Annotated in this window: 22 protein-coding genes; 4 read left to right on the top strand and 18 right to left on the bottom strand. The window is 37.5% G+C overall.

All coding sequences use genetic code 11. From position 1 onward, the window contains the following. Positions 1-44: 44 nt before the first annotated feature. The gene (locus tag D172_RS20320) at positions 45-545 is read right to left on the bottom strand and encodes a lactoylglutathione lyase family protein (RefSeq protein WP_007378784.1); all 501 of its coding nucleotides are present in this window, start codon (positions 543-545) and stop codon (positions 45-47) included. Between the two features lie 114 nt (positions 546-659). On the opposite strand from D172_RS20320, the gene D172_RS20315 reads away from it, so the two are divergent. Continuing rightward, positions 660-1,526, top strand: coding sequence for a LysR family transcriptional regulator (locus D172_RS20315; protein ID WP_007378783.1), 867 nt, complete (start codon positions 660-662; stop codon positions 1,524-1,526). Positions 1,527-1,536: 10 nt separating this feature from the next. Here D172_RS20315 and D172_RS20310 read toward each other — a convergent pair whose 3' ends face one another. The 10 genes from D172_RS20310 to D172_RS20265 form a co-directional block, all read right to left on the bottom strand. After that, the gene (locus D172_RS20310; RefSeq protein ID WP_007378782.1) at positions 1,537-2,250 is read right to left on the bottom strand and encodes a glycosyltransferase; all 714 of its coding nucleotides are present in this window, start codon (positions 2,248-2,250) and stop codon (positions 1,537-1,539) included. A gap of 27 nt (positions 2,251-2,277) precedes the next feature. Beyond that, positions 2,278-3,024 (bottom strand): TIGR04282 family arsenosugar biosynthesis glycosyltransferase, encoded by a 747-nt coding sequence (locus D172_RS20305; protein WP_007378781.1) that lies wholly within the window; start codon positions 3,022-3,024, stop codon positions 2,278-2,280. A 241-nt stretch (positions 3,025-3,265) separates the two neighbouring features. Then, positions 3,266-4,018, bottom strand: a complete 753-nt coding sequence (locus tag D172_RS20300) for a glycosyltransferase family 2 protein (protein WP_007378780.1) — start codon at positions 4,016-4,018, stop codon at positions 3,266-3,268. Next, positions 4,011-6,365 carry an NAD(P)-binding domain-containing protein gene (locus D172_RS20295; RefSeq protein ID WP_007378779.1) on the bottom strand — a complete coding sequence of 785 codons (2,355 nt, stop codon included), beginning with the start codon at positions 6,363-6,365 and terminating at the stop codon, positions 4,011-4,013. The genes D172_RS20300 and D172_RS20295 overlap by 8 nt, the downstream gene beginning before the upstream one ends. Before the next feature lie 29 nt (positions 6,366-6,394). After that, a complete protein-coding gene (locus D172_RS20290; protein ID WP_232224839.1) occupies positions 6,395-7,777 on the bottom strand; it encodes a glycosyltransferase 87 family protein in 1,383 nt (460 codons plus the stop codon). Between the two features lie 13 nt (positions 7,778-7,790). Further along, on the bottom strand, positions 7,791-9,299 hold the full coding sequence (locus D172_RS20285; RefSeq protein ID WP_007378777.1) for a glycosyltransferase: 1,509 nt from the start codon (positions 9,297-9,299) through the stop codon (positions 7,791-7,793). Positions 9,300-9,302: 3 nt separating this feature from the next. Continuing rightward, positions 9,303-10,160, bottom strand: a complete 858-nt coding sequence (locus D172_RS20280) for a hypothetical protein (protein ID WP_007378776.1) — start codon at positions 10,158-10,160, stop codon at positions 9,303-9,305. A gap of 590 nt (positions 10,161-10,750) precedes the next feature. Continuing rightward, on the bottom strand, positions 10,751-11,791 hold the full coding sequence (locus D172_RS20275) for an IS481 family transposase (RefSeq protein WP_058230581.1): 1,041 nt from the start codon (positions 11,789-11,791) through the stop codon (positions 10,751-10,753). Between the two features lie 84 nt (positions 11,792-11,875). Next, positions 11,876-12,574, bottom strand: coding sequence for a haloacid dehalogenase type II (locus tag D172_RS20270; protein ID WP_058230580.1), 699 nt, complete (start codon positions 12,572-12,574; stop codon positions 11,876-11,878). Positions 12,575-12,649: 75 nt separating this feature from the next. After that, positions 12,650-13,426 (bottom strand): DODA-type extradiol aromatic ring-opening family dioxygenase, encoded by a 777-nt coding sequence (locus D172_RS20265; RefSeq protein WP_007379071.1) that lies wholly within the window; start codon positions 13,424-13,426, stop codon positions 12,650-12,652. Positions 13,427-13,532: 106 nt separating this feature from the next. On the opposite strand from D172_RS20265, the gene D172_RS20260 reads away from it, so the two are divergent. Further along, positions 13,533-14,438, top strand: coding sequence for a LysR family transcriptional regulator (locus D172_RS20260; protein ID WP_007379072.1), 906 nt, complete (start codon positions 13,533-13,535; stop codon positions 14,436-14,438). Positions 14,439-14,483: 45 nt separating this feature from the next. On the opposite strand, the gene D172_RS20255 is transcribed toward D172_RS20260, so the two are convergent. Further along, positions 14,484-15,059 carry a DJ-1/PfpI family protein gene (locus D172_RS20255; protein ID WP_007379073.1) on the bottom strand — a complete coding sequence of 192 codons (576 nt, stop codon included), beginning with the start codon at positions 15,057-15,059 and terminating at the stop codon, positions 14,484-14,486. Positions 15,060-15,145: 86 nt separating this feature from the next. Next, positions 15,146-16,396, bottom strand: coding sequence for an NADH:flavin oxidoreductase/NADH oxidase family protein (locus D172_RS20250; protein ID WP_007379074.1), 1,251 nt, complete (start codon positions 16,394-16,396; stop codon positions 15,146-15,148). Positions 16,397-16,496: 100 nt separating this feature from the next. On the opposite strand from D172_RS20250, the gene D172_RS20245 reads away from it, so the two are divergent. Together D172_RS20245 and D172_RS20240 are read left to right on the top strand one after the other, a co-directional pair. Continuing rightward, on the top strand, positions 16,497-16,904 hold the full coding sequence (locus D172_RS20245; protein WP_007379075.1) for a MerR family transcriptional regulator: 408 nt from the start codon (positions 16,497-16,499) through the stop codon (positions 16,902-16,904). A gap of 133 nt (positions 16,905-17,037) precedes the next feature. Continuing rightward, complete coding sequence (locus tag D172_RS20240; RefSeq protein ID WP_058230579.1) at positions 17,038-18,078, top strand: IS481 family transposase; 1,041 nt, start codon at positions 17,038-17,040, stop codon at positions 18,076-18,078. Between the two features lie 75 nt (positions 18,079-18,153). Here D172_RS20240 and D172_RS20235 read toward each other — a convergent pair whose 3' ends face one another. From D172_RS20235 to D172_RS20215, 5 genes are all read right to left on the bottom strand, one after another. Then, on the bottom strand, positions 18,154-18,345 hold the full coding sequence (locus D172_RS20235; protein ID WP_007378812.1) for a DUF3185 family protein: 192 nt from the start codon (positions 18,343-18,345) through the stop codon (positions 18,154-18,156). A gap of 103 nt (positions 18,346-18,448) precedes the next feature. Continuing rightward, positions 18,449-19,915 carry a DNA recombination protein RmuC gene (gene rmuC, locus D172_RS20230; protein WP_007378811.1) on the bottom strand — a complete coding sequence of 489 codons (1,467 nt, stop codon included), beginning with the start codon at positions 19,913-19,915 and terminating at the stop codon, positions 18,449-18,451. A 939-nt stretch (positions 19,916-20,854) separates the two neighbouring features. Then, positions 20,855-24,001 carry a DEAD/DEAH box helicase gene (locus tag D172_RS20225; RefSeq protein ID WP_007378810.1) on the bottom strand — a complete coding sequence of 1,049 codons (3,147 nt, stop codon included), beginning with the start codon at positions 23,999-24,001 and terminating at the stop codon, positions 20,855-20,857. A 423-nt stretch (positions 24,002-24,424) separates the two neighbouring features. Next, positions 24,425-25,387, bottom strand: coding sequence for a transcriptional regulator (locus tag D172_RS20220; RefSeq protein WP_007378809.1), 963 nt, complete (start codon positions 25,385-25,387; stop codon positions 24,425-24,427). A 15-nt stretch (positions 25,388-25,402) separates the two neighbouring features. Continuing rightward, on the bottom strand, positions 25,403-26,641 hold the full coding sequence (locus D172_RS20215) for an AAA family ATPase (RefSeq protein ID WP_007378808.1): 1,239 nt from the start codon (positions 26,639-26,641) through the stop codon (positions 25,403-25,405). Between the last annotated feature and the right edge of the window lie 181 nt (positions 26,642-26,822).

The raw sequence follows: 26,822 nt of genomic DNA, 5'->3' as shown, positions 1-26,822 counted from the left end.
CTGCACTAATAAATACTGCGGCCTTTGTTTTTAGCTCAATGCTTTTAATAAGCGCCTGCGCTGTAAATTAGCTCGTAGCTGTGGCTGTAAATCTCAAGGATGTTGCCAAACGGGTCTTCCATGTAGATCATGCGGTATGGCTTTTCGCCAGGGTAGTAATAGCGCGGGGCTTGCATACGCTTTTTACCGCCAGCTGCTACAATACGCTCTGCTAAGCCTTCTACATCAGGGTCTTGAACACAGAAATGGAAGATGCCTGTTTTCCAGTATTCAAAGTTGTCTTTTGGGTTTTCTTGGTTTTTAAATTCAAAAATTTCTACACCAATACGATCGCCCGTTGAAAGGTGCGCTATTTTGAATTTTTCCCATTTTTCACCAAATACTTCGGTACACATTTCGCCAATGGGGCTTTTGTCTTCGGTTATTAAAGTGGGTTCCATAATGGTGTACCAACCCATAACCTTAGTGTAAAACTCAACGGCTTTTTCAACGTCGGGAACCGAAATACCAATGTGCGAAAAACTACGTGGGTATGTATGACTCATAATGCTTCCTCTTTAACGTGTGACTTATCTTGTGACTCGTTGATGGAGTTAGTTTACGAATCGACAAACATTAAGTAAAATTATCATTAATCATAACTTTGAGTACGTTTTGTAATGATAAATCCGACATGGTTAAACACATTTTGCACCTTGGTTGAGGTAAATCATTTTACCAAAACAGCTGAGCGCCTTTATATGACGCAGTCTGGTGTAAGCCAGCATATTAAAAAGCTAGAGCAACAAGTTGATTGTGCTTTACTTGAGCGCCACGGTAAGCAGTTTTCACTCACGCCACAGGGTCAAAACTTATATCAGCAGGGTAGCCAACTTATCAAAGACTGGCAGTTTTTAGAGCAGCAATTAAAAGATGATTCACCTTTTAGCGGAGCAGTAAAAATTCAATCGCCGGGCAGTTGTGGTTTAAAGTTTTACAATCAATTATTAGCACTGCAATGTGAGCATAAAGCACTAACTATTGATTACCGCTTTGCGCCAAATGTGAGTGTGGAGCAAGCTGTGGCAAATTACAGTGCCGATATTGGCTTTTTAACCCAAGCCCCTACACTTAGCGAAGTGATCAGTTATAAAATTGATAAAGAAGCGCTATTACTTATTACACCTGCGGGTATAAATACACCGAATTGGCAAACACTGTGTGAGCTGGGTTTTATTGCTCATCCTGATGCAAACCATCATGCGCAACTACTACTTAGCGAAAACTACGATGAATTTGAACATATTGAGCAAATAAAGCAGACGGGGTTTTCCAACCAAATTAGCTTAATACTAGAGCCTGTAAGTTTAGGCTTAGGTTTTACGGTATTACCTGCCAATGCGGTAGGTGCTTTTAATAAGCCTGAGCTTATTAAAACGCACTATTTAGCCAATCCCGTTAATGAGACTATTTATGCATGTCACCATCGAAATAGGCCACTGGCAAAACGGATGAATACAGTGATTGAGTTAATTAAGTCAAGTTAAGGTAAATACCTTATTTTTGTCTTTCGTCGTATTGAGTATTAAGCTGAATACCTTTTTCATAGCGCTGATTCATCGCAGTATCTGAACGGTTAAAATAATATAACCACTTCATGTACTGATTAGTTAAAGCCTGTCGATAGAGTCCGTTAACTTGAAAGCGTATCGCAGAGGTTTCGCTAATAAACGGTAGACGCTTTGCTTTACATTTGAGTTTAAGCCGTAAACATAGCTCTGTATCTTCAAAAATATCTATTAGCGGCAACATACCTACGTCGAGTAGAAGTTGTTTTTTTGCAAATAAACAATGGTCTAAATAATACACTCCCCGTTTATCACCGCGAATATAATTAGAATACCAAGAGGTAAACTGAAGTAATGGATGGCGTATATTAAATTTATGGGTAAAAGCCCCCCACGACATCTGATCTGCGTGTTTGTTTAACGCATTCAACCCTGCAATATCAATTATGCTACGAGGGTGATGAAGCACAATTGTGTCAGCATTTGCTTGCACAATACCCGCATTGAGCCGGCCTGCTCGTGATGCTATATCGGTTTTAATTAAGCACACGCCCGCAGCATTAATTATATCGATGGTGTTATCGGTGCTTCCCCCATCCACACAAATTATTTCGCAGTTTTTTAAATGTTGATACGCCTTGAGGATCCGTTGTAAATACCCTGTTTTTTCTTCATTTAAAGTAGGGATAATAATACTTAACATACTTTTATAACCTCATAGTTCAGAATATTACTCATGAAAACTCACTTTAGCGAGCGAGAATAGATCATTAATTGTATGTAATAGAGCTTTACGTGCTGGGCGAGTATCTGACTGTAGATCAATAAATAATTTTTTAAGATCGCTGACATAATCAATATCGTAACCTGGTAAGCAATACTTCACCGATAATTTATTCTGCCTACACTGTTGTGATAATGATTGTGATAATTCATTCGTGCTCCAAGGTAAATGGGTTAGTACTGGCCAAGCTACTTTGTTAGCCATAATGATGACGCCACCATCATCAGCGTGATGCAAAGCTACGTCATTACTTTGTAATGCACTAATCGTTGCCTCAAAATATTGATGGTTAAGTATTGGAGCATCAGTACCTATGAACACTAGTTGCTCATGCCCTTGTGCTCGCAGCTGATTATCAACATAGTTTAATCTATCGCCTAAGTTGCCTAACTGCCCAAGCGGTAATTGCGTTATTACGTGGGCATTACTTACTAAAGAATGCGCCCACTGAATATCGCTTTCGCTTGAACAAGCAATAACAACAGGCCCTTGCCAATTATTAGCATCTTCTATTGCGCATGCTAATAATGCATGTGCAATTTTAAGTGCGCATTGCGCATTCGAGCCTTCAGCAAGCCGCTGCTTACCTTGGTTGAGTTTAGGCCGTTTACAAAAAACAACTAACGTCGCTTGATTTATAACTAATCTAATTGTTTGTTTTGACGCTTTATTACTTTGGTTTATTTTATTCATTTTAATCACAGCTCACGTAGCACTAATAATTTTGTAATTCGCATTTATAACTAGGGCTTGTTTATCTTTCTAGGCTGAGTTTGCAGCCGTATGTTTGGTTTTTAGGTAGGGCTGAGCCTATGTGGTGTTGTTATTTCCCATAAAGAGGCAATAACGCAACATCAATGCCAAGCATGTACTGCCCTTAGGTCGTCCTAAAGACGACTTACTCTTTGTTGCTCGGTTATTACTTAGCCCACGCTTATTCATACTCACTACCTTTAAGCTGCGCTGTATTTTTAACACTGGATTGGCGAATAAATAACGTTGCAATCATGGATAAAATACCGATACCAGCTTTAATTGAGCCCATTACTGTGCCGCTAATTTTTGATTGTCCTATTCGCACTTTAGAGTCAACAGCGTATTCGCTCACTTGCATACCAAGAATGATCGCTTTAACCTGCATTTCTACAGTCCAGCCAAACGAGGTATCAGCCATATTTAAAGTGTGCAGCGACGAGAAGCGAATGGCCCTAAATGGCCCTAAATCAGTTATTTTTTGCTGCCAAAATAGTGTTATTAAGTGGCTAGATAGCCAGTTACCAAAGAGTTGTGGTTTAGTTAAAGCTCCATTTTCAATGGTGCCTAAGGTTCTTGATCCAATAGCAAGATCGTCACCATTAACAATCCCATTTAGTAATGAAAGGGCTTGATCTACAAAGCAAGAATCATCACCATCTACAAAAAGTACAATATCGCATGAGGGAAGCTTAGCAATAGCGGTTAAGCAGGCAATACCATAACCAGGTGTACTTTGATGAACAACTTGAGCACCATTAGCGGTTGCTACTTTTGCAGTGTTGTCTGTGGAACCATTGTCACAAACAATAACGTTATCAATAACCGCCTGCTCATCAAACATTAAAGTAATCAAATTTCTGACCACAATGGAAATAGCTTGCTCTTCGTTAAGAGCAGGAATAACAACAGCAACTTTATGACCTTTATACATTTTTAATCTCAATAATGTTAACGCCGCCACGTGATTCTTCAGACATTTGCACAGGGCTAGCTGCGAGTGTATCTTTTTTGATAATGGCGGAAGTTTTTCGGTTTATTTCAGCAAAAGACAATGTGCCTGTTGGGCAGGTTTGTACACAGGCGGAGCAACGAACGCATTGTGGATCGGTCATTGGTTGGCCTTTACTTGCAAAAGCCATAACATCAATGCCTTGATGGCATACAGTTGTACATTGATTACAACTAATACATTTCGATTTTTCACTAACAATAGCAAAGCGACCAAAGCGACTGTATATATGCATTAATGCCGCTAATGGACAAGCAAACCGACACCATGTACGCCCTGAATATTTAAAATAAAGGCCAAACCCTAAAATACCGGCTAATAAAATATCAACAACCCACTTATAACTAAATGCGTTTACTAATTGGTAGTCCTTGTTCTCGCCTTTTAAAAACAGATTAAACATATGGTTCATCCATGACTCAGGATATATCCACCCTAAAACACGAATGACTAATAACACTGCAGCTATTAATAAAATGAACTGACCAAGCATATTTAGCTTATTCCACTTAGAACCGTGTGGCATTTTATGGCGTTGCTGATCTCCCATAGTTTCAGCCATAGCACCGCAAGAGCAAATCCAACTACAATAAGCGCCTTTGCCCCACTTCATCACAATAATTGGAATAATAACGAATGTTTGAATAGCCCCAATAACTAACCAAGCAACTTGGGGAGTGTCGGTAAATACGGTATACACACCTAACGGCCAAGCGAAGATAAAACTATATGCATGCCAATAAGCGCGTGGGTGTCCCCATTCAGGCCATGTATGCGTCGCAAGTTCTTGCGCTGAGATATAACTGGGAAACAACGCATCGGCAAAGCTTTTGCCTATTCCTGCATCAAATACACCGTTATAGCCAAGTAATGGTAAAATTATTTCTGGCAATAAAAATAATGGAAACAATTGAATCGCAAACAAAACTGACGTTTGTACTGTTACATAAGGTGTTTTGCGTCGTTTAATTCGTTGCCAACCAAAAATACCAATTAATAGGGTATAAAGAACGGTGTAGTAAAACGAACGACTTTTTAAAGAAACCGCTATTGTGCCAATTAAGGTACTGCGATCATTCACTTGCAACTGCCACCATTCGCCAAAGCCTGCAATTAAGGTTGGCATTTGATCGGGATAAGAAAAAGTACTCCAAAATGAATTTAAAAAACCATAGCCTTTCCAATCGTATAATGCAGTTAATGCGACTAAAAACAGGGCAAAGAAAGCCCAGCCAGACCATGTGCTTTCACCACTGATATTGATTTTTGAACGTCTGAAGAAATCTAGCGGGGCTTCACGACCAGTCGCTAACAACACGCTATCGTTATCTAATATTTCATCTGTACCATCTTTATTTTTTAACTGCACAGACCGTGGTGAAATTTTACTGACTTGAGTCGCCATTTTAAGCGTCACTTTGTCATCTTTTACTAATTGTGTTACTTGTTCGACATTCTCTGGTTTTGCCCGGTTAAACTGAGTTTGTCGATAAGATAAAGTAACTTTAGCGCCTTCCTCTGCTGTTGCAATCGCAGCCTCTAATGCGCTATCACCTCCGCCAACGATTAATAGTTCTTTATCTTTATAGTATTGTGCGTCAATAAAACGATTTGCTACCTTTGGTAAATCTTCACCTTCAACATTTAATTTTCGATAATTTCCAGAGCGCCCAATAGCAACAATCACACGGTGAGCCACTAAGCTATCACCATTCTCTAAAGTAACACGTAGTTTGTTGCCCTCTTTATTTACATGGCTAACTTGCGCCAGTTTAGCTTCAATACTGTGGGCAGTAGTTTGCTCTTTAAGTTCGCTCAACAGGTTTTCTTTATGACTTACTTTATTTGAAAATTGTAATTCGCCTTCAGGCTTCATGTCAGTGGGGTAAGTATAAATAGGTTTATTATTAGGAAAATTTTCAATCGTTGAAAATGGTTTATTACCTTCTAACAACGTAACATTAAGCTGCTGTTTTTTACCTTCAATAGCGGCAGAATACCCACTAACACCACCACCAATAACAATAATATCTACAACATCAGCTGTTTGCGTACGGGTACTAAAAGTAGTATCAGCAATAATGGAGCGAATAGCTTTAGCGCCCGTATCGCTGGAGAATTTAAGTAAAGGAATACCCGTTAAATCACCAACAACATACACACCTTTAATATTGGTTGTGCCATCGGCATTCACTAATGGTTGCTTTTCTACAGTGCGATCAGGCCATTGTCCGTGCAACCAGTGATAATAATTATTAATAATATTCAATTTGTATATTCCAATATAAAGTTTTATGTTTATGAATTATCAATGTGATTCAGCTTTGAAGTCTTTTTGATGCCGTGATAAATCAGCCTCAATAACGTTAACGCGTATAAAACACCTAAAAGTACAACAGGCCAAAGCGCAGGTTGCCATTGTTGACAGCAAAGGAAATTACCGAGCACTTCGTATGTCATGGGCATAAGTAATAACCAAGTAAGTAAATAAATATTTGGGCGCAAGGCAAGCAAGGGAACTAACGGGAGTAAATACCAAGGAAAAAGCACAGGGCTTAACATAAGAGGTAAAGCCAAGGCTGCTTGCATACAAAAATAAATAACCGATGTACTCATGTAGCGGGCTTTACTGTATCTAAAACTTGTATAAGCAATAAACAACACCGCAATAACTCCCATAACAAAAAGCGCTAAAACAACCTGAGAATTAGTTAATAGAGAATCAAGTGCAGTAAAAATAGGGGACGCATTACGCCATTTTTCAAAAAACACACTAATACTGCCTACGGGTACGTACCCAAGCGCAATGGTAGTACCATAAATTAGCGCGACAGTCGTAACCCAGCTGAGCACCAACATTAGAGCGGGTTTTAATGATTTTTGTAAAAAAAATAATGGCAGTAATAACATAACGGGTAAAATTTTCAGCGACATACCAATACCAATAGCGATACCGCAATATAAAAGTAATTGTCGCTGCCAAAAATAAATTGCGACAACAACTGCCAATGCAGAAAAAGCATCTATGTGTAACCCAACACCAGTTTCTAAAATCAGCAGTGGCGACAACGCAACAAGTGCTAAATTATTTAATTTGTTGGCCTTTTTTAATACTAAAGCCGACACGTACACCGTTAATAACCCTGCAAGTAATAGCAAAAACCGCCATACCAACTGTGCCTTTTCAACTCCAAATGATGATGAAAAAGTAAATAAAGCCAACGCTAATGGAGGATAAATAGTGACATAAGCTGCATGCTCTTTAGGTGGTTGCCACTGTTCTCGCAATTGTGTTAATTCAATCGCGTCATGGCTGATGCTATAAGGGTCGTAGCCTTCATATGCTATTCGCCCATCAAATAGGTAACGACTTGTGTCATTAGAGGTATAAGGCTCAACGTCAATCAATACAATACGCATTAGAAAAGCGGTGATTAGTAGCAGCTTATAATTTTTTAAATAACGTGATTTAGGAGATAAAGACCAAGCTACCAACATAAAAAATGCCATTAAACAATATTGAATAATGGTATAAACTCCAATACTGCTAACAGGAAATTCAGTATTGCTTTGCGACGTATTTGCTAAAAAATAACTCGAAAAACTCAGGGCAATTAAACTAGCTAAGCTTATAAAATAAAGCCAAGATTTACTTTTAGTTGTGAAACTTGGCTTAAACAATTGCAGGTTCATTTTAAGCGTGTCTAGATAGCTGATAATGACTATAAAAGCTATTAACTGCAGACATAACAAACCCAAGAGCTAACAACGATACAAATGGCAATATAAACCAATATTGGTAAATAACAGCCCACACTAAAACTACGACATAGATAGCTGCAACTAAAAATTCAAAAATGGCACCTTTAGGAGGTAAAGGTTTATAGTGCGGCTTATTTTTAAAGCCCTGCGAAGCTTGATTTTCACTTTTATAAGTATGTTCTGCTTTTTGTAGTTCACCTGTTTTAGGTGTGCGGACAAATTCACTTTCTTTGCCCATTAAAGCTTCAAAACCAGCCTTAGAATTATTAATTGCCAACTGTATACCTAACAATACTAAGTTAGGTAATTTTGCTAATGCACGTATCTTTGAGCGACCTAAAACCACTTGACCAAAATATAGGTATGCAATGTGTCCGCCTGAAGACATCAATAATAAGGCAATATCAATCCACCAAACGTTTATGTAATCATATTGCGCACGTAAATATAAGCTAGGTAATAAGAAAAATAATGTATCTAGCATCATGACTAAATAAGCTAGGTTATTTGATAAATGAAACGTTGATTCAAGTTTTTTAACAAGCGGTATTTTTGCTTTCCATACTGTTTTTAGCATTTTAAGCATGACTTGTACGCCACCTTTAGCCCAACGGTACTGTTGAGTTTTAAACGCATTCATATCAGCAGGCAGCTCACCTGGACATGTTATATGATTTAAATACTGCATTTTCCAACCAGCTAGTTGAGCTCTATAACTTAAATCTAAATCCTCAGTTAAAGTATCAGCACTCCAATGGCCTGCATCAATAATGGCTGAAGTACGCCAGATACCTGCAGTCCCATTAAAGTTAAAAAGCATATCACTCGCACAGCGCACATGCTGTTCTAACCCAAAATGAGCATCGAGCATTACAGCCTGTGTTTTTGTTAATAAGCTACTACGACGATTTAAATGCTCCCATCGCAACTGCACCATGGCAATATCAGTTTGAGTGAAAAAATGAATACTTTTTAATAATGTATCCGGAGTAGGTATAAAGTCAGCATCAAAGATAGCAATAAATTCACCATCGGCCGTTGTCATTGCCTCTTTTAATGCACCAGCTTTAAAACCATGACGATTGGTTCGCTGTACGTGCTCAATATTTATGCCTTGTAGCTTATAATGCGATACACGTTCAGCAATAACCTCACTTGTATCGTCATTAGAATCATCAACAATTTGTATTTGTAAACGATCAGCCGGATACTCCAATAATACAATTGAATCAACAATCCTTTTGGCAACTAACCTTTCATTATAAAGTGGAATTTGAACTGTTATCTTTGGTAATTTCTCAAACATTTTAGGTGATTGAGGTGTAAAATTTCGATATTTAAACCATCGAAATACCATAGACAAACGGTGCAAACCAAATAAAGATAAAATAGCTAATAATAAAAAATGAACAACAAGTACTAACGAACCAATTAACGACATAATTTAATAAACCTTAGTAATACCAAATTGAATATTATTACCTTGCAGGATATTGCTACCGTAAATTTCACGTGTAAAAGTAAGCTCAATACCAAAGCCAGCTAATGACGAGTTTTTATCAAAATTCCAACCTGTAGCCAGTTCAAATTTTCCTGAGTCAAACTCTAAAGGATTTGATAAATTTGCAGCATTGATTGAAGTTGACGAATCTGCATTTTCTGCACTTAGTATTCCGTCAAGTTTGGCACGCATATAAATGTTTTTATTAACGTTAAAACCATACTCAAGCAAGTATCTGTATTCGTCAGAAGGCTCTGCGGTACGAACCCGATAACCAACTTCAGCCCCAATATAACCAAACTTATCCAACCCTTTGCCTAACAATATTTTGGCTTCGTAGTCTTCTTGGTTATTTCCTAACCCATCATCCTCATCATATAAAAAAGGGGTTTTAACTAAAAAAGAAGTAGATAGAACAAAAGGTTCTGCCTGCCATTGATATCGAATACCAACCTCGGTATCACCAAAACCGCTGGCGCTACTTGTGCCCGTTACAGAATCTTCTTGTTCATAGCTTTGATGTAATAATGAGCCATAAATAGAGAAGTTATTCCCTAAACCATGCTCCAAGTAAAGTGATGTATTTTGCCCTTCAAAACGCTCAAAGGTTGGGTTGTTTCCACGATATTTGCTCGACGTATAATCAGCGTAACCTAACTTAATATAACCACTTCCTTCTTCACCAACCCATGCCCCAGCCGACACGTTAACTGACGCTAAGCTGATAGATAGAGCGATGGCTGAAAAAGATATTCCCTTTAATATGTAACTTTTTTCATTGTGATCTTTTTTAAATTTCATTTTTATTTTCCACTAATTTATTAAATTTAAATTTTGAAGTAATTAACTAAATTTTTATCGTGATTTTCAATTAGCATGTTTTATTTCGCTTTAAGTTTAAAAAACCAGACGTTTATAAAATAAATAATGCTTATTTATGAAAAAAATCAAAAACTGATAATTTTTTTAATTAATCTAAACCTGTTGATATCAAGTAATGCTGTTCTAAGCTAAAACCTAAAGTTTGTTATTTAATTTAGGAACATTATGGAAGGTAAGTTTCGCAACTGTGTCACGAATTAATCACAAAATTATCACATTTTATCAATAGGGAATGAGCGCTCTGATATAAGCTCTAATTCAGATGAAATAGGGCATTAATTGCGCTTATTAATACAGAGATTAAGTTAAGAGGGTAGGGGTAAAAAACTAGACGAGTAAATAAACACTTGCTTAAAAATATAGCATTAATAGTGGTTCAAACGTAAACCCCCTTTACACCTAAAATGCACAAGCACCAAAGGTATAAAGGGTATGATTAAAATTAGTTAACGTGTACTAGCTCAGACTTGATCTGACAGTTACCCATTTTTCTAATGGTGACTGTTAGTTTAGATTTGAGCTAAATTCTTTTCTGCCCAAACCGTTTTTCCATCCAATAATGTTTCAAGTGGTGTTCGACCGCAACATACTTTTCCTTGATGAGTCCGATCATTGTTGTAGTAATCCATCCATTCGTCCAGATCTTTTTGTAGTTCTTCCATTGAATCGTACAACTTTTTGCGGAATGTGATTTGATAGAACTCGTTCAAAATCGTCTTATGGAAACGCTCACAGATACCATTTGTTTGCGGGGACATTGCTTTCGTTTTTGTATGGTCGATGTCGTTAATTGCCAAATATAGCTGATAATCATGATGCTCAACTCGCCCACAATACTCAGTTCCTCGGTCAGTTAATATTCGAAGCATAGGCAATTTGTGACCTTCGAAATAAGGCAATACTTTATCATTGAGCATGTCAGCCGCTGTAATTGGCGTTTTCGTTGTGTAGAGCTTCGCAAAGGCGACTTTACTGTAGGTATCCACAAAGGTTTGTTGATAGATACGACCAACACCTTTAAGGTTACCAACATAAAATGTGTCTTGTGAGCCAAGATAACCGGGATGCGCTGTTTCAATTTCACCACAGGCTTCATCGTCATGTTTTTTCTTTTCTAGCGCAGCAACTTGAGCGTCAGATAAAATAATGCCTTCATTAGCGACTTTGTTTTCCAATGCTTTCAATCGTTTTTTGAAGTTTTCTAAATCGTGACGCAACCAGATTGAACGAACACCACTACCTGAGACAAACACGCCTAACTTACGAAGCTCATTGCTGGTTCTATGTTGACCGTGAGCAGGATAGTCAACTGCATAGTTAATGACGGCTTGCTCTGTTTCTTCGTCAACGCGATTCTTTATATTTGGTGTACGGCGGTTCTTTTCGATTAATGCATCGATACCACCTTTATTAACGAGTTCTTGATAACGATAAAATGTATCTCGTGATACGCCCATGACTTTACAGGCTCTTGATACATTGCCTAGTTCTTCGGCAAGGTTAAGTAAACCAGCTTTGTGTTTTATGATTGGATTGTTAGTATGCAACATGAGAGTTACCTTTTTGTTTGTTTTGATTTAAAGATTCGACACCTTTATCAAAACGGGTAACTCTCACTTTTTCAAGTTGAATTGTCAGATCTTGTCTGAACTAATACAGTTAACGCTTTCTAATTTTACTTTTAAATCGAGTAAATCGCTTGCGATTGTATTTGGCTGTATTTCCCACGGATCGAAAATAGACTCTTCAGATCGTTGAATCCACGCTGCACGCATACCATGTGATATAGCACCGGTTACATCAAACGGATTACTTGATACAAGCCACGTGTTTGCGCCTGTCGAATTGGTTTCGCGTAAAAAGTGGCTATAAACCCCTGGGTTTGGTTTAAAGGTTTTAACATCGTCGGCACTTACTACCCCTTCAAAAAGCTCACTAATGCCAGCGGTTTCTAATAAGGTATGAACTGCGTCGGCAGCCCCATTTGAAAATGCAAACAAACGGTAGTCTTTTGCTTTTAGTTGCTCAAGACCTGCTTTTACATCATCGAACGCAGGAAGCGTTTTATAAAGCTCTAGCAGTTGCTCTTTTTGATCTTCACTTAACTCGGTTTTGTGCGCTAAGCAGGCGTAATCGAGTGCGTGTTTTGTACATAGCGAAAAGGGAATATAATTTTGCATTAATCCACGTCTAAATGAATACTCTAATTGCTTTTCGCGCCATGTATTTGAAAATGCTTGGGCGTTATCGCCAATCATGTCGTCGAGTAGGGACAGTACGCCGTGAGTGTTTATTAGCGTACCGTATACGTCAAATGCAAGTGTAGTTGCCATGTTTGCTCCGCAATAAAATAAGTTGGTTTTAGAGTACTTGCTTACAGCTTAACTTAATTTGAACGAACGCTCAATTTAATAAAACTTGTATGCATCAAGCGCTAAAATATCCATTTCGATGTCTTCATGTATTTTTTCAACTTGACCGTCACCACTACCAAGCGCAGCAAAAAGAGGTAAAAAGTGCTCTGCAGTAGGGTGGTTAAATAAAGCATGGGGTGCTTCATCTAAATAGTTAAGTAACGCTTGGGTGTTTTGCGTTATTAACTTTTGCTCAACCCAATGGGTAAACTCATTAACCATTTGAACACGGTTAGGTGTAGCGGGGCTTTTAAATATTTCACGTAGATTGTGACTAATACCGCCTGAGCCAATAATTAATACGTTATCGCTGCGCAGTGGTGCAAGTAACTGTCCGTATTTATACATCGCTTTAGTGCCAAGACGTGTATTAATAGATACCTGAACAATGGGAATATTAGCTGCTGGGTACATTAAGCGCAACGGGATCCACACACCATGATCCCAACCTTGCTTGGCACTTTGCACGGCTGTAATACCCGCCTTGTAAAAGTACTCACAAATAGTATTAGCGAGCTTAGGGTCCCCCGGTGCTGGGTATTGAATTTCATACAGGGCCTTAGGAAAGTTATAAAAGTCTTGAATAGTCTGCGGCGCATCTCCCGATGTAATAACTATATCGTGCGCTTCATCAAAGTGGGCAGAAAACACCACAATAGCTCGTGGTTTACTAAGCGTTTGCCCTAATGATGCAAGAAAATCTGACGTAGCCGATTGCTGTACAGCCATCATTGGCGAACCGTGAGATATAAATAAAGCGGGCTGAGTCATGCTAAAACCTTAAACAAATAGATGTGTTATTAAGCACTATATTAGTTTTTATTTTGACGATAAATATGGTATTTATTTATACATTATCAATAAAGTATTGTTAAAGATGGATAAACTCACCACCATGAAAACCTTTTTGGCCGTTGTGCAAGAAGGATCGTTTTCAAAAGCGGCCGATAAGCTCGATATTTCCCCGCAGTTAGTCAGCAAATATATTTCTGCGCTGGAAGATAATCTACACACGCGTTTATTACACCGTACAACGCGAAAAGTAAGTGTAACAGAGGCTGGGAATCAATATTATCAGCGTTGTCAGCAGGTGATTATTGATATTGAAGATATGGAAAACTCACTCAATAACTTAAGCGAGAATGTCTCGGGAGTGCTTAGTATTAGTGCGCCTATGTCATTTGGTACTAAGCATTTAGCAGGTTTGCTGGTTGATTTTCAAAAGCAGTATCCAAATTTAAAGTTAGACTTACGGCTCACTGACCAATATGTAGACATAGTAGAGCAAGGTATTGATATTGCGCTGCGCATTGGCGTATTAAAAAACTCAACGCTCATAGCTAAAAAAATTGCCCCTATACGTTTATCTGTATTTGCGTCACCCGACTATTTAGAACGCCATGGCATGCCACAAACACTTTTAGATTTACAGTCGCATAATTATTTACGCTATTCCCTTAGCGAGCCCACAAAACGCCTATTTGGAGTTAATGAGCTAAAAAGCGAGCTAAAGCTTGAAAGTAACTTTGTGGCTAACAATGGTGACTTACTACTAAATACAGCCATTGCGGGAGGTGGTATTGCTATGCAGCCCACATTTATTGCAGGCGAAGCGCTGGCTCAAGGTAAAGTAGTGCGCATTTTACAAGACTATGAACCCGACCCAATGGGGCTTTACATGGTGTATGCTAATAGACAGTTTTTACCGAGCAAAGTGCGTGCTTTTGTTGATTTTGCGAGCGACTTTTATGGCGATACCCCATACTGGGACTTATGGGAGTGATATGTCGATTACAAACAGTTGTATAAGTAGTTTTACTTGGGCCTGTTATTTTTTATGCCACTGATATTCCATTTTTTTTGCTGTTAAGCAAGCAAATTCATCAGTACTGCACAATGCGACTAATTGCAGGCTCATATCTATGCCAGCCGAGATCCCCCCTGATGTGATAAATTGATTATGCTGCACCCAACGTTTATCACTAATTACATTTAAATCAGGAAATAATAACGCCAATTCATTTTGATCTTCCCAATGCGTTGTTACATTTAAGCCATGTAATAAATCGGCTTTTGCGAGCAAAAACGCGCCCGTACATACAGACGCAACACGAGTAGCTGTTTTTGCACTTTTACTGATCCAATCAATCACCTGCTTTTTATTAAATTCGGCGGTGTGATCGCCACCTACCACAATTAATAAATCAATATGGGGGTGATCTAAAAAGTTGTAATGGGGGTTTACACTAAAACCTCCGCGCGCTATTACAGGCTTACTTTGCTCCGCAATAAAAAATACATTCCAGTTATTTTCAGCTAAACGCTTAGCGGTACTGAAAACTTCAAAAGGGCCTGAAAAGTCGAGTACTTCTGCGTTATCATAAATATAAATGCCTATATTCATTTAGGTCTCAAAAAGCTCAAATTAATATGAAGCTTTACCTTAGCCTATAAAATCATCATTGGTGTATTATTTTAATTTAAAAAACCCTACTTAGCCTCAACATTAAGCTCATGAGCAAAGCGTTTACGGTAACGCTTAGTTAATTTAACCGAACGTAGTTGGTCGCTAATTAAAGTAAATACAGGTGAGGCATTTATTTTTACGGGTTTGCCTTGGCCTATACGGCGTATTTGTCTTTTAACCAGTGCCATAGTGGCAAGTCCTGCGAGGGTTTTATCTTGCCAAGTAACATTGGGTAACACGGCTGATTGCAGTGGCTCATTTTGCCATTTGTTTGGTAAATTTGGTTGGTATGCAATCGCAGTGGCAATACCCACGAGGGCAACGCCACTTTCAATCACGTTGTTGGCAATAGATAAGCGACTAATACCGCCTGTAGTCATTATTGGGACTGATGAGCGTTGGCTAATCGCTTTTGCAAACTCTAAAAAATACGCTTCGCGGGCAAGCGTGCGCTGATCACCTGTTTTTCCTTGCATAGCAGGTGCTTCGTAACTACCACCCGAAAGCTCTACAAAATCAACATTGAGTTTATTCAATAAGTCCACTACAACTTGCGCGTCACTGGGTTCAAACCCACCTCGTTGAAAATCAGCAGAGTTTAACTTTACCGAAACCGAAAAGGTAAGTGAGCAAGTTGCTTTAATACTGCGGGTTATTTCGAGAAGTAAGCGAGCTCTATTTTGTAAACTCCCTCCCCATTTATCGTCGCGCTTATTGGTTAGTGGCGATAAAAACTGAGCCAGTAAATAACCATGCGCTGCATGTATTTGTACGCCATTAAAACCTGCTTTTTCAGCTTGCTGCGCAGTTTGTGTAAAGCGGGTAATAACATCGTCAATATCAGTTTTCGTCATCGCTTTTGGTACGCCAAACAAGTGCGAGTGCTTACCCATATTAAGTGCAACACTTGACGCTGATAGAGCCTTTCCACCCATTTTTTTAAATACTTGCCTACCAGGGTGATTAATTTGCATCACCACTTTACAATTATTTTGCTGCGATAAACGAGCAAGCTCTGCAAAGGCAGTAATATCGGTACTTTTTTCAAGCACAAGGCCGCTTGGGCCTGTCATCGCTAAATGATCAATCATTACATTGCCAGTAATAATTAGCCCTGCTCCCCCCTCTGCCCATGCGCTATAAACATTTTTGAGTATTTGGGAGGGCGTTTGATCCTCTTGCGCAAGGTTTTCTTCCATAGCGGCTTTGGCAATACGGTTTTTTAATACTAAACCACTTGGCAAGGTAAAAGGGGTAAATACAGGGTTACGCATAGTTATGGGCTAATTAAATTGACATTAAAGCGACTATAACCTTAAAGTTAGCTTGAAGGTCAACCTACTAAGTTTATGTAAAGTGGAGTTATTATTAGTTATGAAAATAGGCGAACTTGCAAAACTTACCAACATACCCGCCAGTACTATTCGCTTTTACGAAAGCAAAGGGTTATTAACACCAACCACTCGCAGTGCTAATGGTTATAGGCTGTACACCCAACAAAACTTAGAAAAATTGCAGTTAATTAAATTTTCACAAAGCTTGGGGTTTTCACTCAACGAAATACCTTTATTACGTAACGAAAACGACGAGCTAAACCACACAGTAATAATTGAACGTTTAGAAAAAAAACAAAAAGAAGCTGAAATTTTGATTGAGAAAATGCAGAAAAAGTCACAACGTATTGGCAGTTTAACTACGTTACTCAACTCTTATTGGGATAAAGGCGAATGCCTGCCAGAAGGCAAATTGAATGAATTACTAAAAGTGATAGATTACGAATAAATGAATACAGCTTACTAAAATAAGCTGTATTAGTTCAGACAAGATCTGACAATTCAACTTGAAAAAGTGAGAGTTACCCGTTTTGATAAAGGTGTCGAATCTTTAAATCAAAACAAACAAAAAGGTAACTCTCATGTTGCATACTAACAATCCAATCATAAAACACAAAGCTGGTTTACTTAACCTTGCCGAAGAACTAGGCAATGTATCAAGAGCCTGTAAAGTCATGGGCGTATCACGAGATACATTTTATCGTTATCAAGAACTCGTTAATAAAGGTGGTATCGATGCATTAATCGAAAAGAACCGCCGTACACCAAATATAAAGAATCGCGTTGACGAAGAAACAGAGCAAGCCGTCATTAACTATGCAGTTGACTATCCTGCTCACGGTCAACATAGAACCAGCAATGAGCTTCGTAAGTTAGGCGTGTTTGTCTCAGGTAGTGGTGTTCGTTCAATCTGGTTGCGTCACGATTTAGAAAACTTCAAAAAACGATTGAAAGCATTGGAAAACAAAGTCGCTAATGAAGGCATTATTTTATCTGACGCTCAAGTTGCTGCGCTAGAAAAGAAAAAACATGACGATGAAGCCTGTGGTGAAATTGAAACAGCGCATCCCGGTTATCTTGGCTCACAAGACACATTTTATGTTGGTAACCTTAAAGGTGTTGGTCGTATCTATCAACAAACCTTTGTGGATACCTACAGTAAAGTCGCCTTTGCGAAGCTCTACACAACGAAAACGCCAATTACAGCGGCTGACATGCTCAATGATAAAGTATTGCCTTATTTCGAAGGTCACAAATTGCCTATGCTTCGAATATTAACTGACCGAGGAACTGAGTATTGTGGGCGAGTTGAGCATCATGATTATCAGCTATATTTGGCAATTAACGACATCGATCATACAAAAACGAAAGCAATGTCCCCGCAAACAAATGGTATCTGTGAGCGTTTCCATAAGACGATTTTGAACGAGTTCTATCAAATCACATTCCGCAAAAAGTTGTACGATTCAATGGAAGAACTACAAAAAGATCTGGACGAATGGATGGATTACTACAACAATGATCGGACTCATCAAGGAAAAGTATGTTGCGGTCGAACACCACTTGAAACATTACTGGATGGAAAAAAGGTTTGGGCAGAAAAGAATTTAGCTCAAATCTAAACTAACAGTCACCATTAGAAAAATGGGTAACTGTCAGATCAAGTCTGAGCTAGTACAAATAAGCTGTATTTTATATTACTTAAGCTTTTTAATGCCAATTAATACACAGATGGCACCGCCAATAATACCCGCCCATGCTTCTATTGGTGTATCACCACTGAATGCACGGCTTAACTGCGAAACCGCCGCATCATACACGTCATATCCCCACATAATTAAAGCGATACCTATAACGATTAAAACAATACCTATAATCTTATTACTCATAAACACCTCTAATCTCTAACGTACATTATTTAATAATATTTACTTAAGTGTGCTTTAAAACTTAAGGTAAGTTTTTATTTTAAGTCAAAACACTTAAAATAATTTAATCGAGCTCTAGCTGCGCACGTTCAACGCTCTCACTAGGTAACTCTTTTTGTACCGATACACCAAGCTCTTTAAACTCTGATGCTTGTTTAATTAAATTACCTTTACCGCGGTATAATTGCGAGAACGCTTTGTCGTAACTTTCTTTCGCTTTATCAAGCTGCTTACCTACGCCTTCCATACTCAATAAAAAACCATTGAGCTTGTTATAAAAACGCTCAGCTCGATTTGCCAACTCTTTTGAATATTTGGTTTGCTCTTCAAAACGCCAAAGCTGTTTAACAATATTTAAACTAGTCAGCAGGGTAGTGGGGGTGGCTACTAATATATTTTTTTCGATTGCTTGTTGGTAAATATCACTTTGATATTTAAGCGCTTCAACAAAAGCTGATTCTATTGGTACAAACATAACCACCACTTCTGGCGAGTTAATACCAGGCAAACGGTCGTAAGATTTACTCGCAAGCTCATTAATACGTGCTGTAACCGCATTTACATGCTCTTTAATCGCTTGATTAGCATCTAACTCATTTTCAGCATTCACGTAGCGTGTATAAGCATTTAATGATGTTTTAGCATCAATAACTAAGTGGCGGCCTTGTGGTAAGTACACAACTACATCAGGGCGTAAGCGGCCATCTTCAGTGTTAAACGACACTTCGCGCTTGTAATCAACACCTGCGCGTAAGCCTGCGCTATCTAACACGTTTTCGAGCATGAGTTCCCCCCAATTACCTTGGGTCTTCTTTTGCCCTTGTAGCGCGTTACTGAGCTTATCGGCTTGATCTGTTATAGCTTGGCTTTTGGCTTGTAAATGCAGTAGCTCAGTTTTTAGCGCGGTCCGTTGCTTTATATCTTCAACGTGTATTGATTCCATTTTTTCTCTAAAACCTTTTAGCTCGCCTTGAACTGGTTTTAATAATTGCTCAATGCTTTCTTGATTTAAGGTTTTAAAGCTTTGTGATTTTTCTTCTAGAATTTTATTGGCTAGATTTTCAAACTCTTTTTTGAGCATATTTTTACTTTGCTCAATTTGCGCGAGTTGCTCGCTAAAGCTTTGCTGTTTCTGCTCAAGGGTGGTGCGCATATTATTATACTCAACATCGCGTTGATTATATTGCTCACGAAGCATTGTAAGCTCGTCTTCGGCTTTGCGCCAAAAATGGTTGTATTGAATGCTTTGTTTTTCTTGTTCGCTAAAACGCGTTTTAAAATGCTGCGCCTCATCGCGCTGCTCTTGGTGAGTATGTTCGAGTAGTTCGTGATCCTCAAGTAAGGTGCTGTATTGTAGCTCTTTATTATCAAACTGATTTTGTAAGAGTGAAAGCTGTTGTTGTTGTTCGCTTATTTTTAGGTGTAGCTTTTTGCTAAGCTGCGCAGATATAACACCATAAAATACAATACCTAAAATAGCACCAGCGCCTGCACTTAACCAATCGATGTTAGTGAGTATTTGAGTGAGCATAAAAATAAACTTATAAGATTTAGAGACATGCCATCATAACCAATAACAAGCAATAGAAGTAGAGGAGCAAAGAAATTACAGACATAAAAAAACCAGCTCAAATAAGCTGGCTAAATATTACTAAATTAAGTAATCAAAGGGAAAATCAACATGTACCCGAGCAAGCTGCAACTTAAATACACATTTGCCAAAATAAATTACATTATTTGGCTAAGTTGTATAACAACAGATATTACAGTAGACCGGTAAATGAAGTAATTAATTCAAAAATAATTTAATAACTTTAAGTGATACCAATCAGCATAAGTATTTGAACAACTGAACGAATTAAATCACTTCATACCAAAGCAGATTGGTACAAATTCGTTTATCTGAGTAGTGGTTGATTGGAATTGGCAAATTTTAGGCATAAAAAAAGCCAGTTCAAAATGAAGTGGCTTAATTATTACTAAAATTAGTAATTAAATAGGGGGAATCAACATGAAAACTTGTATTAACTGCAATTAATCAACAAGCATAATAGTAGACGCCTGTTTTTAAATTAAGTTCAGTAAAAACTCAAAAAAATTTAAATAATATTTAAATGATGAATTTTGACCATAAAAAAGCCAGTTCAAAATGAAGTGGCTTAATTATTACTAAAGTTAGTAATTAAATAGGGGGAAATCAACATAAAACTTGTATTAACTGCAATTAATCAACAAGCATAATAGTAGACGCCTGCTTTTAAATTAAGTTCATAAAAAAATAAAAAATTTTAAAATAAGTGCTTAACGCTAAATTTTAGACATAAAAAAAGCCAACTCAAAATGGGCTGGCTCAATCATTACTAAAATTAGTAACTAAATAGGGAAATCAACATTATCGCTTGTGTAAACTGCAATTTAACAACAAGCAAAGTAGTAGACGCACTTTAATTAATTAAGTTCAAAAAAGATTCTAGTTTTTTATTAATGACAACATTTGCTGTTCATCAAACTGGGTAAAACTCATTGATTTATCGGTAAATAATGCATCAACTAAAGCTTGCTTATCTTCTTGCATTTTAAATACTTTTTGCTCAATTGAGTTACTCATTATGAGTTTATATACAAACACAGGGTTCGTTTGTCCAATTCTATAAGCGCGATCGGTTGCTTGTTTTTCTACTGCGGGGTTCCACCAAGGGTCAAAATGTATAACGGTATCTGCCTGCGTTAAATTAAGACCTGTGCCGCCGGCCTTTAAACTAATTAAAAATACCGATGTTTTACCGCTAGTAAATTCATCAATTACTTTATCTCGATGGCGAGTTTGTCCTGTAAGTAGACTAAAATCTATATTTATTTCATCTAGGCGCTTAGCAATTAAGTCGAGTGCCGAAGTAAACTGGCTGAATATAATTACTTTACGACCAAGGCTCAACATCAATGGTAAATGGGTCGTGAGCCATTCTAATTTAGCAGAGCCAGCTTGCGTATCAGGCTCTATTAATTTAGGGTGACAACAAATTTGCCTAAGCTTTAATAATGCTTCTAAAAAGGCTAGTTTACTTTTTTGAACACCTTGCTCTGCAAATAAGTCTATTAACTTTTCTTCAAGAGAGCGTGTAATCCCCTGATACATTTCTTTTTGTTTAGGTTCAAACTCAAACTCTTTTGTTATCTCTGTTTTTTCAGGTAACTCTTGAGCTACTTGCGCTTTAGTACGGCGCAATATAAAAGGCATAATCAACGCTTTTAACTGTTCAGCACGTTCCATGTCAGCTTCACGTTCAATTGGAGTTTGAAAATGTTGCTTAAAATGGGCTTGTGAACCAAGTAATGATGGCATAGCAAAATCGAGTAAAGATTTAAGCTCAAGTAAATTATTTTCGATTGGCGTACCACTTAAACATAACTTAAAATCAGCATTAAGTCGTTTAACTAAGCGCGATACTTGTGCTGTGTCATTCTTAATGTATTGCGCTTCATCGAGAATTATATTTTCGAAATATAATGGCGAGTAATATGCTATATCACGTTTTAACAGCGGATAAGTTGTCAGTATGCATTGCGATTGAGCAAGGTGCTGTAGTGGCTCGTTTCGATGAGAACCAAAAATAGTTGTCACTTTTAAGCCTTTAGCAAACTTAGTTATTTCATTTTCCCAATTACTCACCAAACTTGTCGGACACACGATTAAAGTAGGGCCAGCTTGCGGACGATTATACGTGCTAGTTAAAAAAGCAATCACTTGCAGTGTTTTCCCTAAACCCATATCGTCAGCTAAAATACCACCAAGCTTATGACGTTTTAAAAAGCTTAACCAATCAAGGCCCTGTTGTTGGTATTCTCTAAGCTCTACCGACTCATTTAAGCCATGTAAAGATACCTTTGGCATAGCGTGGTCGGTATTATTTAGTTCTTGTAAGTAAAGCTCTAAAGAGTCGTCATGAAGCTCAACATTTATTGCGGTGTGTTTTACAAGCTCAGGCAAGTACGAAAGCGGAATATTAAATTCGTCTCTTGTTTTTACAAACTCAAAGCGTTGCTTAAATTCAGTTAGTAAATTAATAGCTGATTTATTGATAACGCCAAATTGACGACCCATTGGATAGTAATGAAATAGCTCACTTTGACGATTTAATGATTGATAAGTTAAATCTTCATTATTAAAAAGTAGCGCAGCTTTTGCACCACTAAGTAATACTTTACAATGCATTTGATGCCCTGCGGCTCTATTCGCATAAAGTGTAACTTCGCTTTGTGGATTGGCAACTGTCATTTTGCTAATCGCTACTTTCCAACCGCGCTCTTTAAAACTTGGAAATACTTCATAGGTAAGCCAATGTAAATGAATAGGGGACTGCTTGGTAAAAACAAACTCACTTTGTAAACCCCCTTTACAAAACTCAAAACCTAAATTCACTAATTCATTTTTAACGGTATTTTCAAACGCATTGTTTATTAAACTAGCAGGCGCTGCACCTGCTAAATAATTCTTGTTTTTATACTTAAATAATAATGAAAGCGTTAAGCCTTGTTCACCCGTAGTTACTTTTAAAACAGCATTACTAGCTGCTTTAGGTAGCGTTGTTTGTGAATTTGTTGGATGTGGTATAACGCCCGCACCAAAATTATCTGCTAACTGCTTATAAATCCGATCGAAGTTAGCACTATGTAAAGCGGGTATTGTTTGCAAATGTGAGATTTCATCAGCGCTTAATGGCGTACGTATACGCCCTATTTTTAAATAATCTAAATCTATGTATGTAGGTGGCGTTGTTTTAATCAGTGCCCAATTTTTGCTTTGCTCCAAATTAATACCCAACTGCGTTAAATCTTTTTCTTGTTTCCAATTAAAGTTCAGCGCTTGGGCACTTTGTGGCTTAATTGCAACACGAGAGCGTTGTAAAAATAATCGTTCTGTAGCAATAAGTTGTTGCAACGCATTAAAACCCCATAAACCTTTGAGTTCAATATTACCTACAGCATTTTGTGAACGGATCCAACTATAAAGTCTAAAATCACTTTCGAGTAAATCATTCGGGGTTATAAAGCTATTAAGTTGCTGATCGGTAAGGTTACGACCTAATGTGTAATTTTGATCTTTATCATAATTAGCTATTTTAGGTGATAAAAATACTTTGTTATTTTCAATATCTAATACAAAGAGTAAAACTTGCGACGGTATTGTTTGCTCGGCGCTTTTGAGTGCGCTTAACTCACTAAACCAATCATTAATAAAGTAATCTTCTCCGTATTCACCAGAGTGCTCTATTTTTAGTTTTAATAAAATTGCTGCTAGGTGACGGCATTTAGTTTTTATATTACACGTACAATGTGTATCAACCGAATAACCAGTTGGTATTTTACTGATCTCTATACGCTGATTGAACGGTGTACCGTTATCACCTTGCACAGTTGAATCAACAACAGAAAAGTTAGAAGTATGCTCTAACCAACTGATTTTTCCGTTTTTGTAATACTCTTTACCTTTGGCTAGCACATTGGGTCGAAACAGCTTATTTATAAAGCGTTCTGAAAGAGGAAACTGAGTAGCCTGCTCATTTTTAATTTCTTCAAAAATAGCCAGTAAATCATTTTTTGATAAGTTAGCAGACATGTCACTCTAAGGATTAGTTTTTAAAAATAATTCTGCCAGTATATGCCTTATGTGCTCTGAGCTAAAGCTATATTAACGCAATATAAACTGGTTGGAGTTGATTGGTTAGTAAAAAATTGGTTTATAACTAAATTTAGAATGGATTTTGTTGAATAAATTGCAAAATGTTGCTGATTCAAAAAATAAAAACAACTTAAACAATAGTTAGAGCGCTTTTAGATCAGAATTTTACTAACACTTTTTAAAACATATGGTGAATAGATAAAAAAGAGGCGAATAGTTAGTAAAAAAATGATCTACGCAATAAAACAGGCTAAATAAGCACATTAACGGCGTGTACAGATCAGATTTATACTAACTAAATAATATTGCAGATCAATATTTAACTAACAAAACAAACTGGATAGATCGCTATTTTACTAACTAATTAAAAGCACTTAATAGCTTTGTAAGTTGCTCTAAGCGCTTGTCTGTCATCACTTTGTTGTTTATTTTTATAGAAACATCGCCACTTTTAAGATTTCGTTGAAGTGAAACAAAATCATTTTCGAGAACAGCTTCGCGTTTTACTGTAGTTTGCGGTTCAGCTGTTAAGCATTTAGTAACAGCCATTGCACGCTTGTCGTCGCTTGTAATCGCGTTAATGTCATTGTTACTTGCTAGCTCTTGAACCAACCGATTAAAGCTCTCAGGATCACGCTCCTTTGCAATAACAAGCTTTTTAGCAACTTCTCTACCAACATGATTAGCCGTAGGATAAAGCGCAATAACCTCAGCTGGTATTTGTTCATAGGCTTTAATTGCATCTGCAATGGCAGTATGCGAAACACCTTCAAGAGCAGCTATTTCTCGGTAAGATCCTTTTTTACCTTGTTCAATTAATTCATTTTTAGTTTGTTGATAAGCTTGTCCTAACTCCCATAAACTTGGTGCTATGTATTGATCAGATGAAACAGCTAAAATTTTTGCATCTTGTTCAGTAAAGTCACTTGAGCTAAGCACTAAATAATCAGCGTTACCTAGAATACAGGCCATACGACGACGTGAACCTGCAAGAACTAAACTTTTGTCACCTTGATCCCAAAGCAAAGCAGGGTGCTGATTTCGACCATCATCGCTAATTGCAGGAAGAATATCTGATACTGACTTTTCGTTAAGAAGTGCCTGTACGCGACGATTTTTGCCATATACACCAGTGGTAGATTCAATATCAGCATGTGCGATCACTTTACAAACAAGCGTAATTTGACGAGCAGGGTCGCTCGGTGCAGGCATTCTAATTACATCGCCAGCATTCGCTTGTTCTAGTAATGCATCAAGACTACTGCTGCCTACAGCTGTTGCAAATGGATCTAAGCGGGTGTCATTTTTACGTTTTTTAGCCATTTTTATTTAACATCCTTACTTAGGCGTATTTAATTTTGATTGTGTGGATTGCCAATTAGATCGAATTAGCATTTCAAGTTCGTCAACAACATCTTTAATGTTTTCTTGTGCACGCATAAGCGATTCACGACTGGCTAAACTATCAGACGCTTTTTGATCAAAAATAGTATTAAAAGATGAAGAGCTCGCTGTAATTGCAGAACTGTGGTTAATTGGGTAACTCATTACTTGGCGGCCAAATGCACTTCGAACATCTTTAACAATATCGCGTTGTGAATGGTTACCTTTTACATAATTGGTCACAAGAAACTGCATAAAGTCCCAACCTTCATGTCCAAGCGCAGCAACAGTATGATAAATCTCGCCTAACCTTTTTAGATATTTATTGTTTGCATCAAAATCGACAGCTTCAGGATGAACAGGAATAAGCATCGCTGTAGATGCCATTAATGCATTATAAAACATAAAGTTAAGAGTTGGAGCTGTATCAATAAGTAAAATATCAAACTCATCTTGAACCGGCTCGATTACTTTTTCTAATAACTTATGATAATGGCGAGTTTGCTCATAATTTGAAGTATCTTTTAATAAAGTGGCAGTTTCGTGCTCAAAATAAAAGTCATCCATACCTGATGGTAAAACGCGAATATTTGGAATATGCGTAGGTAAAAATGAGTTTGATACAAATTCAGGCCATGTTTCGCCTTCGTCTAGATCTATGCAATCGCGCATTAAATCACCAACAGTAATTGGATCATGTTCGCTAGAGGGGAAGAAGCTAGATGATGAACCTTGTGGATCTAAATCAATAATACCAATGCGATAACGTTTAATATTGGTTGTAGCAAGTGCCGCTGCAATATTAACCATACTGGTTGTTTTACCACAACCGCCTTTGAGGGAGTTTATAACAATAACTTGAAGTTTGTCGTCGCTAGTGCGGTGATCAGGCTTGATATCCATAATATCAGCCATTGCAAAAATATTTACAAGTGTGTAAGCATAATGGCCATTTGCACCGCGTTTTATGTTTAAATCATCAAAATCACCATTATCATGGCGTCTTTTTAAGGTACGATTATTACAACCTAGTAAATCGGCTGCAGCTTTTTGGGTGTATGTTCTTAACTCTTTTTCTTCGGATTTAAGATGAGCGCGATAATGTTGAATACGTCCTTCTAATGACTTTTCTGCAACTTCAGCAGTTGCTTTTAAAAGTCGATAGGTATTTAGCGCATTATTGTTGATAGACATACTTTCCTTCCTCAAAGTTAGGCAGTAAGTATAATGTCCATTCAATTTGCTGTAAACAACTATTTATGGCGACATGCATTTTAAAAAGAAGACATCTAATAATATTTTTACATCATTAATATTGCTTAGTATAAATAAAGAAGCTTAAAGGTGGTTAAATATATAAGGTAATAAAGATTAA

This window comes from Pseudoalteromonas sp. Bsw20308, from assembly GCF_000310105.2.
Classification (GTDB): domain Bacteria; phylum Pseudomonadota; class Gammaproteobacteria; order Enterobacterales; family Alteromonadaceae; genus Pseudoalteromonas; species Pseudoalteromonas fuliginea.
The sequence above is the reverse complement of the archived record's forward strand: the minus strand, read 5'-3'. Positions and strand labels throughout refer to the sequence as shown.